Below are 10,149 nucleotides of genomic sequence, written 5' to 3' on the forward strand. Positions count from 1 at the left end.
GGACGCGGCGGGCGGTCGTCGTGCGAGCTCGTCAGGGTCTCAGCCCTGGCGGGCGAGGTCCGCGGCACCGACCAGGCCGGCCTTGTTGCCGAGCTGGGCCGCGAGGACCTGTGCGTGCGGACGCCACTGGCCGCCGATCAGCCAGCGTCGGAAGGACTTGCGGATCGGGTCGAGGACGAGGTCCCCCTCGTCGGAGACGCCGCCGCCGACGATGAACGCCGAGGGGTCGAAGAGCGAGGCCAGGTCGGCAAGGCCGGCGCCGGCCCAACGGGCCAGCTCGCGGAAGGAGTCGACGGCCACCGGGTCACCCGCGCGGGCGGCCTGGCTGACGTGCTTGCCCTCGATGCCCTCCGGGGTGCCGTCACCGAGGCCGAGGAGCACCTCCGCGCGCTCCGGAGTGGCGTTCGCACGCTGCCGGGCGTACCGCACGAGCGCCCGCCCGGAGGCGTACTGCTCCCAGCAGCCCTGGCTGCCGCAGCCGCACAGCAGACCGTCCGGGACGACTCGGATGTGGCCGAACTCGGCGGCCACTCCGAAGCGTCCGCGACGCAGCTTGTTGCCGATGATGATGCCGCCGCCGAGGCCGGTGCCGAGGGTGATGCAGATGACGTCCTCGTGGCCCTGGCCGGCGCCGAAGCGGTACTCGCCCCAGGCCGCGGCGTTGGCGTCGTTCTCGACGACGACGGGCAGGCCGACCCGCTGCTCGACCTTGTCCTTGAGCGGCTCGTGCCGCCAGTCGATGTTGGGCGCGAAGAGGACGGTGGCGCGCTTGTCGTCGACGTATCCCGCGGCACCGATGCCGACGGCCTCGATCTGGTGGCCCTTGCCGGCCTCGGAGACCGCCGCGCAGATGGCGTCGACGATGCCCTCGGGGGTCGGCGGGGTGGGCACCTTGTGCGTGTCGAGGATGTTGCCCTCCTCGTCGACCACGCCGGCCGCGATCTTCGTGCCGCCGATGTCGACGCCGATGGTGAGTCCCATGTGTCCCTCAGTTTTCGGTCGAGCCCCGCTAAGCCCACCGTACCCGAGGGGAGGCGTCGTCCCGGTCAGTCCAGGTCGATGTGCTGGCCGGTTCCCGGCCCTTCGTCGTCTCCGTGGGGTCGGTCCGCGTCGCGGCGCGGGTCGTCCTCGGGGACCGCTTCGCCGCGGGTCCAGCGGCTCTCGTGTGCTTCGACGGCGGACCGGTAGGCGGCGAGGAGTTCGCCGCCCGCGGCGGCGAGGTGCTCGAAGACCTGTGGGTTGCGCTCGATGACGGGCTCGACGGCGGCCTTCGCCTGGTTGACGAACTGCTGCACGGTCTGCGCGGCCTGGCCGCCGAGGAGCGGGTGTCCGAGGCCGTCGGAAACCTTGTCGGCCACCGCCTCGAAGAGCCTGCGGAATTCTTCCGCGGGCGAGCCGGGCTCCGCCGCTCCCTGGGCCCGGCGGCGCGCCTGCTCCGCCTTCAGGTCCTCGGCGCACGCCTCGGCCCAGGCGTCCGAATCGCTCATGGCGTACTCCTCCGTGGCTGCGTACTTCGACGGTACACGGACTCAGGAGGTGCGGGGCCAGAGTCCGGGGTCGGGCGTGAAGCGCACCCGGAGGTCGCCCTCGACGAGCCCGGCGCCGGTGACGGTGCAGCGGCGCAGGGCCCCGGGCAAGGGGACGGCGCGGCGGAACGGGCCGACCGACAGGAGCAGTTCGTCACCGCGGCGGACGAGGGACAGCTCCTCCTTGACGGCTCCGGGCAGCGGGACGTGCCAGACGAGGACGCCGTCCTCCTCGCGCCGGTCCTCCACGGTCCACTCCGGTACCGGGGTGGGGAGCGCGTCGGGACGGGCGGGGGCGAGCAGGGCGAGGTCCTCTGCTCCCCGGGGGGCGCGGCCGAGGTGCGGGAGCTCGTCCAGCCCGCCGACGGCGGTGCGGAGCCCTGCCAGGTGCCGGTGCTGTTCGACGGTGAGTCCGGCGAGCCAGGGGTCCTCGGAGCCGGCGGGGAGGATTCGGTTGGCCACCACGGCGTCGAGTCCGAGGCGCTGGACGGCGAGGCCGAGCCGGGCGGTGCGCAGGGCGGGGTCGGCGCCGGGGCCGGGTTCGAGGACGAGGCGGACGGTGGTGGAGGGGGCCTCGATGACGGCCTGGACGGCGGCGAGCTCCGCCTCCCAGCGGGCGGTCGTCTCGTACAACCACTGTGCGGGCATGGGGACGCCGGCGAGCTGGGCGAGCATCGGGCGCAGGGCGCGGGCCGCCTGCCGTTCGGGGGGCAGGAGACGGCCCAGGTAGCGGCGGAGCTGACCGGGGAGGGCGAGGAGGGCCAGGGCCTCGCGGAGCGGGGGGAGGTCCACGACGGCGAGCTCGTGCGGCCCGTCGGCGGCGTCACGCAGCGCGCGCAGCAGGGCGAACGGGCGGCTGCCGGGGAGCTCGGTGAGTTCGGCCTCTTCGAGGGGCGCGGTGCCGAGCAGATCGAGGGCGGCAGCGGAGCGGGCCTGGAGGGCCAGGAACTCGCGGCGGAAGTCGGCGGCGGGCTCGGGGCGCAGGACCTGGAGCTTCCCGTCGGCGTCCGGGAGCGGGGCGGTGTCCTCGGAGACGAGGAGGACCCGGCGGCCGGCGTGCGCCTCGGCGAGGGCGGTCGCGGCGGCGACGGTGGTGCGTCCGGCGCCGCCGGTCCCGGTGACAAGAATGATCCGCATGTGCGGGAACGTTACCGCTCTCGCCTTCCCCTACCGCGGGCACCGCTCCCGGTGGAGCGGTGCTCCGCTCCCCGACCCCGCGGGGACTGTGGTGACACGCGTGCCGCGCGGGGAGGGGCGACGGTCACGGCACGGGGCGGGCGCGGGGGGGTCACTCGCCCGATTCGACGCGCTTCTTCAGTCCGGCGAGGGCGCGGTCGATGATGACCTTCTCGGCCTTGCGCTTGATCATGCCAAGCATGGGGATCTTGACGTCGACGGTCAGCTGGTAGGTGACCTCGGTGCGGTCGCCGCCGAGCGGCTTCAGGAGGTAGGAACCGTCGAGGGAGCGGAGCATCTGGGACTTGACCAGGGTCCAGCTGACCTCGTTGGCACCGGTCCAGGTGTACGCCAGGGTGTGGTCGTCCTTGATCGCGCCGGCGTCGAGGAGCAGCCGGACCTTCTCCGCGCGCCCGGAGTCGTCGGTCGCCAGGACCTCGGCCTCCTTCACCTCGCCCGTCCACTCGGGGTAGCGGGCGAAGTCGGCGATCACGCCCATGACGTCGGTCGGCGCCGCCTCGATGGTGATGCTCGAGCTGGTGTGTTCGGCCATCGCGGTGGCTCCTCCACTGTGCGGTCCGGCGGAAGTCAAGGGGGCACGGGCGTGCCGACGGAAGGCTATCGCGCCGCGGCTGCGGGCCCGTCACCACTCCAGGGCGAAGGGGCGACCGGTCGAGGCGAAGTGGCCGACGTTCACGCACTCGGTCGAGTCGATGCGCATCCGCCGGACCAGTGGCTGGTGGACGTGGCCGAAGAGGGCGTAGCGGGGCCGGACCCGGCGTATCGCGTCGAGGAGGGCCCGGCTGCCGCGCTCGAAGCGGCGGGCCACCGTGTCGTAGGTGAGTTCCGGCACCTCGGGCGGGATGTGGGAACAGAGCACGTCGACTTCCCCGAGGGCCTCGACCTTCGCCGCGTACTCCTCGTCCGCGATCTCGTACGGGGTGCGCATGGGGGTGCGCAGGCCGCCTCCGACGAAACCGAAGACGAGGCCCCCGATCTCGATCCGGTCGCCGTCGAGGACGGTGGTGCCGGCGCCCGCGTACTCGGACCAGAGGCGGGGGATGTCGACGTTTCCGTAGGTGGCGTAGGTGGGGGTGGGGAAGGCGGCGAAGAGTTCGGCGTACTGGCGGCGGACCGCGGCCTCGATGGCGGTGTCGCGGTCGACGTCGAGCCCCGCCCAGAGGCGGCGGCCCAGGTCGCGGGCCTCCTCGAAGCGGCGGGCGGTGCGGAGTTCGACGAGCCGGGTGGCGTTCTCGGCGCCGAAGAGGTCGGGGAAGATGCCCCGGCTGTGGTCGGCGTAGTCGAGGAAGAGCACCAGGTCACCGAGGCACACGAGGGCGTCGGCACCCTCCCCCGCTCGGGTGAGGTCGCCTGCGTTGCCGTGCACATCACTGACCACGTGGACTCGCATGACCCCACCTTAGGGGGTGTCACCTGCGGTTACTTGGGAGTCGTGAAAGCCGTGGATTACTGTGCGCACGGTACCGTCACGCACGTGTGACACACGGAACATCTGGCCGGGACCCCCTATCGGGAACCATGTACTGGTGGGTAACGTCCGGGCAGTCCAGTCGTGCTCACCCCCACTGAGCACCTGCCCGATCATGGACTACACCGGTGCATCACACAGAGCCGTGGCGCCGGCGCCCGATGAGGAGCAGCAGTCTTGCGCGAGTTCAGCCTTCCGGCCCTTTACGAGGTCCCGACGGACGGCAACCTGACGGATCTCATCCGCCGCAACGCCTCCCAGCACCCAGACGTCGCCGTGATGGGGCGCAAGGTCGACGGCGTCTGGACCGACGTCACCGCCACCCAGTTCCTCTCGGAGGTCCGCGGGGTCGCCAAGGGCCTGATCGCCGCGGGGGTGGAGCCGGGCGACCGGATCGCGCTGCTGTCGCGCACCCGCTACGAGTGGGTGCTCCTCGACTTCGCGATCTGGAGCGCGGGCGCGGTGACCGTGCCGGTGTACGAGACGAGCTCGCCGGAGCAGATCCAGTGGATCCTCAGCGACTCGGGCGCGACCCTGGTGCTCGCCGAGAGCGCGGCGCACCAGGCCGCGGTGGAGTCCGTACGGGATCACCTGCCGGAGCTCAAGGGCGTCTGGCAGATCGAGGACGACGCGGTCGCGCGACTCACCGCGGACGGCAGCGACGTCTCCGACGAGCTCCTCGACGCCCGGATGTCGGCGGCGAACGCGGACGACCCGGCGACGATCGTCTACACCTCGGGCACGACGGGCCGCCCCAAGGGCTGCGTCCTCACCCACCGGGCCTTCTTCGCCGAGTGCGGGAACGTGGTGGAGCGGCTGAAGCCCCTCTTCCGCACGGGCGAGTGCTCGGTCCTGCTCTTCCTGCCGGCCGCGCACGTCTTCGGGCGCCTCGTCGAGGTCGCGTCCGTGATGGCGCCGATCCGGCTGGGCTGCGTCCCGGACATCAAGAACCTCACCGATGAGCTGGCGTCGTTCCGTCCGACGCTGATCCTGGGCGTGCCGCGCGTCTTCGAGAAGGTCTACAACTCGGCACGGGCCAAGGCGCAGGCCGACGGCAAGGGCAAGATCTTCGACCGGGCCGCGCACACGGCCATCGCGTACAGCCGGGCGATCGGCACCCCCCGGGGCCCGTCCTTCGGGCTCAGGCTGAAGCACAAGATCTTCGACAAGCTGGTCTTCAGCAAGCTGCGGGCGGTGCTCGGCGGTCGCGGTGAGTACGCGATCTCGGGCGGCGCGCCGCTGGGCGAGCGGCTCGGCCACTTCTTCCGGGGCATCGGCTTCACCGTCCTGGAGGGGTACGGCCTGACGGAATCGTGCGCGGCGACCGCGTTCAACCCCTGGGACCGGCAGAAGATCGGCACGGTCGGCCAGCCGTTGCCGGGCTCGGTGGTGCGCATCGCCGACGACGGCGAGGTGCTGCTGCACGGCGAGCACATCTTCTCGCGGTACTGGAACAACGAGGCGGCGACGGCCGAGGCGCTCGCCGACGGCTGGTTCCACACGGGCGACATCGGCACCCTCGACGAGGACGGCTACCTCGCCATCACCGGCCGGAAGAAGGAGATCCTGGTGACGGCGGGCGGCAAGAACGTCGCCCCGGCCGTCATCGAGGACCGGATCCGGGCGCACGCGCTCGTCGCGGAGTGCATGGTGGTCGGCGACGGACGTCCGTTCGTGGGCGCGCTGGTCACGATCGACGAGGAGTTCCTCGGGCGCTGGGCGGCCGAGCACGGCAAGCCCGCCGGTTCGACGGCGGCGTCCCTCCGGGAGGACGCGGAGCTGCTGGCGGAGGTCCAGCGGGCCGTCGACGACGGCAACTCCGCGGTGTCCAAGGCGGAGTCGGTCCGCAAGTTCCGCATCCTCCCCGCCCAGTTCACCGAGGAGGCGGGCCACATCACCCCGTCCCTGAAGCTGAAGCGGAACGTGGTGGCGAAGGACTTCGCGGACGAGATCGAGGCGATCTACGCCAAGTAGGGACGGATGCGGAGGGGACCGGGGGGATCTGGTGGCCCCCGGCCCCCCGCCCGTCCTACAGCAGCGCGCGCAGCCGCTCCGCGAGCAGGTCCCAGCGCCACCTCTCCTCCACCCAGGCCCGGCCGCGCTCGCCCATGCGGACGCGGAGCTCCGGGTCGAGGAGGAGGGTGGCGACGCGATCGGCCGTCTCCGCGGCGGACTCGCCGCGGACGACCCAACCGGTCTCGCCGTCGAGGACGGCGTCGGGCGCGCCGCCGGAGTCCCCGGCGACGACGGGGAGCCCGGTGGCGGAGGCCTCCAGGTAGACGATGCCGAGGCCCTCGACGTCCAGCCCGCCGCGCCGGGTGCGGCAGGGCATGGCGAAGACGTCGCCCGCGCCGTAGTGGGCGGGCAGCTCGGACCAGGGAACGGCCCCGGTGAAGCGCACGGAGCCGGCCACGCCGGTCTCGGTGGCGAGCCGCCGCAGGTCCTTCTCGTACGGACCCCCGCCGACGATCAGGAGCACGGTGTCCGGGACCCGGCGGAGGATCTCGGGCATGGCCAGGACCAGGGTGTCCTGGCCCTTGCGCGGGACCAGCCGGGAGACGCAGACCACGACGGGCCGGTCGCTGAGCCCGAGGCGGGAGCGCACCTCGACACCGCCCGAGTCGGGGTGGAAGGTCTTCTCGTCCACGCCCGGCGGCAGCTGGACCATGCGGCCGGCGGCGGCCGGCGTGAGGGCGGTCGCGATCCGGGAGCGGGTGTACTCGCCGAGGTAGGTGATCGTGTCGGTGCCCTCGCCGATGCGGCGGAGGAGCTGCCTGGCGGTGGGGAGCTGGGCCCAGCCCGCCTCGTGCCCGTGCGTGGTGGCGACGAGTCGCCGGGCGCCCGCCCGACGCAGCGCGGGCGCCATCAGGCCGAGCGGCGCGGCTGCGCCGAACCACACGGACGTGCAGTCGTGTTCGCGGAGCAGGGCGGTCGCACGCGCGGTGACCCGAGGGGTCGGCAGCAGCATGGTGGTGCGGTCCCGAACCACCGTGAACGGCTGCTCGGCGTCGAACGCCGCCGTCGCCTCGACGCCTTCACGGCTGCGCTTCCACGTGGAGGCGTAGACCACGATCCGGTCGGGATCCAGGCGGAGTGCCATGTTGTGCAGGAAAGCCTGGATTCCGCCGGGACGCGGCGGGAAGTCGTTGGTTACGATCAGGGTCTTGTGCATCGTGGCCGACAGTACGCGATCGCATCCACCGCCCGGCACCACCATCCCCCCGCAGCTCGGGGCCGACACGACGAGGACACGACAGTGACGACGGCTGCGGTGGAAAGCGGGTCGCGCACGGCCCTGCGGCTTCCGCTCGGGCTCTGGGGCCTCACCCGGGTGATCCTGCTGGTCTGCGTCTTCAAGGTCGTGGTGGTGCCCGGCCCGGACGTCACCTTCGACGTCTCGCACATCTACCAGGGCTGGTACGAGGTCCTGCGGACAGGCACCTACCCGTTGGACGACGTCACCTGGCAGTACCCGCCGGCCGCCGCGCTGGCGATCCTCTCCCCCGCCCTGCTGCCGTTCCTGGACTACGCGAGCGCCTTCTTCGTCCTCGCCTTCCTCTGCGACGCCCTCGTCTTCGGGCTGCTCGTCCACACCGGCCGCCGCGCGGGCCGCTCGATGCGGGGCGCCTGGTTCTGGCTCGCCAGCGTTCCGCTGCTGGGCCCGACCGCGTACGCCCGGTACGACGTGATGGTCACCGCCGTCGCGGTGGCGGGGCTGCTCGCGGCGGTCCGCAGCCCGCGCGTGCTCGGCGCGCTGGCCGGCTTCGGCGCGGTCCTCAAGGTGTGGCCGGCGCTGCTCCTCGCAGGCACCCCGAAGGGGCGGGCGACCTTCCGCTCCTGGTCGGCGGCGGCGGGGGCCGGAGCCGCGGTGCTCCTGCTCTGCGTGCTGTGGATGCCGGGGGCACTGGCCTTCCTCACCTTCCAGCGCGACCGCGGGACGGAGGTGGAGTCGCTGGGCTCGACGGTCTTCCACGTCGCCCGGCACTTCGGCTGGGAGGGCGAGGCGCGGATGAACTACGGCTCGATCGAATTCCTCGGCCCGTACGTGTCCGCGGTGTCGACGGCGGCGTTGCTGCTGACGGTCGCCGCCTTCGGCTGGCTGCTGCTGTGGCGGGTCCGGGCGCGCCGCTTCGCCTCGTCGACCGTGGCGGACGCGGCCTTCGTGGCGGTGTTGCTGTTCACGACGACGAGCCGGGTGCTCTCCCCCCAGTACCTGTTGTGGCTGGTCGGTCTGGCCGCGGTGTGCCTCGCCTACCGGTCGAGCCGGATGCGGCTCCCCGCCCACCTGGTGCTGTGGGCGACGGCGCTGACGCAGTTCGAGTTCCCGGTGTGGTTCTCGCACGTGACGCGGAGCGACCCGCTGGGCATGGCGGTGCTGTTCACCCGGAACGGCATGCTGCTCGCCGCCACGGTGATCGCCTGCCGGATCCTGTGGCGGCACACGGTGACGGAGGCACCGGCCGCCGTCACCGTCTCCATCCCCGCCCAGGCGACCCGGACGGAGCCTGTGGGGACCCTGACGGGCACGCGCTGAGGACACGGGCGGCACGCCCCAGGAACGGGCACGGGCACGGGTCCCGACCCGTGCCGGAGGGCCGGGGAGAGGGGCCCGGGAGGGCTACCCCAGCCGCTGCTGCAGATACGTCCGCCAGTCGGCGGTGAAGTCCTCCGGCGTGGTGTCGAGGACCTCCCGGAGGGCCTTCTCCACCGCACCGTCCCGGCCCGGGTGTTCGCCCACCGCCCGGTAGAACGCGGTCAGCTCCTCCTCGCCCCAGCGGTCGGCGATCAGCTCGCAGGCCAGCCAACCGCCCTCGTAGGCGCGGGCGAGGGCCTCCTGGTCGCTGCCGAAGGCGAAGGCGGCGTCGTCGGGGAGCCCCGCGGGAACCTCGCCCGCCAGGACCGCGCGGCGCAGCTCAGGGGCGGCCTGGGCCGCGGTGCGCCCGGTTCCCCGGTAGGCGACCCAGTCGGCGAAGCCCTCGGAGAGCCACACCGGAGTGGCCTTCGTGGTGCGGGCCCGGGTCGCGACGTGGGTGGTCTCGTGGGTGAGCACCAACTGCTTGCCGAACGCGCCGAGCACCGCGTACGCGTCCGGGTTCACGGTCACCCGGTCCGCCGGCGCCGGTGGACCGCCGTCCAGCCGGCCGGTCGTGACGGCCGCGATGCCCCGGTAGGAGGCCGCCGGTCCGCCGAGCAGCCGCCCCATCGCCTCGATCGACTCGGGCACGACGACCACGATCCGGCCCGCCCAGTCCCCGCTCCAGGCGCCCTGGACCGCGGGCACCGCCCGGTCCGCCGCCGCGGCGATCTCCTGCAACCGCTCGGTGCTCTGCCCCACTCCGAGGACGAGGCTGTGCCGACCGGTCACCGCGGTGACCTCTCCCTGCTGCCACAGCTGCTGCGGGGCGCCCTCGGCGGCCCGGTCCCCGGTGACGTACCAGCGCCCGTCCCGTCGGACGAGGTCGAGCACCCGCTCCGTGGTGGCGGGCCCCGCGTCGTAGCCCTCGATCCGGTACCCCAGCTCGGCCTCGGCGGTCACCCGTCCCTCGCCGGTGCGGTCGACGTCGGTGACCCGGTAGCTCCAGCCGCTCAGGGGAACCTTCGCGAGCCGGTCGAACTCGGTCCGCGCGGCCGGTAGGAGCGCGGGATCCAGGTCCGCGAGGTAGCCGGCCTCATCCCGGTCGAGCAGGGCCCGCGCGTGCCGGTCGAGCAGGGCCTGGACCTCCCCGGGGGTCGGACCGGCGGGCCCGGGGGCGGCGCACCCGCCGAGGGCGAGCGCAGCGGCCAGCAGACAGGCGGCGGTGCCGCGCGCCGCTGCACTTCCCTGGCCTGCCACGCCCTCGATCGTACGGGGCGCCGGGGGAAAGGAAACCGACGTCCGGGTGCGTGACGGGCCCGCGCCGGTCCGTGCGCACGGACCGGTGCGCCCCGCCCGGCGGAGGCGTCAGACGCGGGGGACCG

9 protein-coding genes are annotated in these 10,149 nt (G+C 73.3%); 2 read left to right on the top strand and 7 right to left on the bottom strand.

Features of this window, described 5'->3' with window-relative positions; translation table 11 throughout:
• Positions 1-39: 39 nt before the first annotated feature.
• The 5 genes from ACFW2Y_RS31610 to ACFW2Y_RS31630 all read right to left on the bottom strand — a co-directional run bounded on the left by ACFW2Y_RS31610 (position 40) and on the right by ACFW2Y_RS31630 (position 4,113).
• Positions 40-981 (bottom strand): ROK family glucokinase, encoded by a 942-nt coding sequence (locus tag ACFW2Y_RS31610; RefSeq protein WP_384885930.1) that lies wholly within the window; start codon positions 979-981, stop codon positions 40-42.
• A gap of 65 nt (positions 982-1,046) precedes the next feature.
• On the bottom strand, positions 1,047-1,487 hold the full coding sequence (locus tag ACFW2Y_RS31615; RefSeq protein ID WP_384885932.1) for a DUF5304 domain-containing protein: 441 nt from the start codon (positions 1,485-1,487) through the stop codon (positions 1,047-1,049).
• Between the two features lie 42 nt (positions 1,488-1,529).
• Entirely contained in the window at positions 1,530-2,663 is a 1,134-nt protein-coding gene (locus ACFW2Y_RS31620; RefSeq protein WP_384885933.1) for an ArsA-related P-loop ATPase, read from the bottom strand.
• A gap of 151 nt (positions 2,664-2,814) precedes the next feature.
• Positions 2,815-3,255 (bottom strand): SRPBCC family protein, encoded by a 441-nt coding sequence (locus ACFW2Y_RS31625; protein WP_384885935.1) that lies wholly within the window; start codon positions 3,253-3,255, stop codon positions 2,815-2,817.
• 90 nt (positions 3,256-3,345) lie between these two features.
• Complete coding sequence (locus ACFW2Y_RS31630) at positions 3,346-4,113, bottom strand: metallophosphoesterase (RefSeq protein ID WP_384885937.1); 768 nt, start codon at positions 4,111-4,113, stop codon at positions 3,346-3,348.
• A gap of 255 nt (positions 4,114-4,368) precedes the next feature.
• Here ACFW2Y_RS31630 and ACFW2Y_RS31635 point away from each other — a divergent pair, with 255 nt between their 5' ends.
• Entirely contained in the window at positions 4,369-6,165 is a 1,797-nt protein-coding gene (locus tag ACFW2Y_RS31635; protein WP_384885938.1) for an AMP-dependent synthetase/ligase, read from the top strand.
• Positions 6,166-6,220: 55 nt separating this feature from the next.
• Here ACFW2Y_RS31635 and ACFW2Y_RS31640 read toward each other — a convergent pair whose 3' ends face one another.
• On the bottom strand, positions 6,221-7,363 hold the full coding sequence (locus tag ACFW2Y_RS31640) for a glycosyltransferase family 4 protein (protein ID WP_384885940.1): 1,143 nt from the start codon (positions 7,361-7,363) through the stop codon (positions 6,221-6,223).
• Positions 7,364-7,447: 84 nt separating this feature from the next.
• Between ACFW2Y_RS31640 and ACFW2Y_RS31645 the strand changes: the two genes are divergently transcribed.
• Positions 7,448-8,725: a glycosyltransferase 87 family protein gene (locus ACFW2Y_RS31645; protein WP_384885942.1), complete on the top strand. Its 1,278-nt coding sequence runs from the start codon at positions 7,448-7,450 to the stop codon at positions 8,723-8,725.
• An 84-nt stretch (positions 8,726-8,809) separates the two neighbouring features.
• Here ACFW2Y_RS31645 and ACFW2Y_RS31650 read toward each other — a convergent pair whose 3' ends face one another.
• Positions 8,810-10,024 carry a hypothetical protein gene (locus ACFW2Y_RS31650; protein WP_384885944.1) on the bottom strand — a complete coding sequence of 405 codons (1,215 nt, stop codon included), beginning with the start codon at positions 10,022-10,024 and terminating at the stop codon, positions 8,810-8,812.
• Positions 10,025-10,149 lie beyond the last annotated feature (125 nt).

Origin of the sequence: Streptomyces sp. NPDC058877 (genome assembly GCF_042742855.1) — a bacterium.
Taxonomy (GTDB): domain Bacteria; phylum Actinomycetota; class Actinomycetes; order Streptomycetales; family Streptomycetaceae; genus Streptomyces.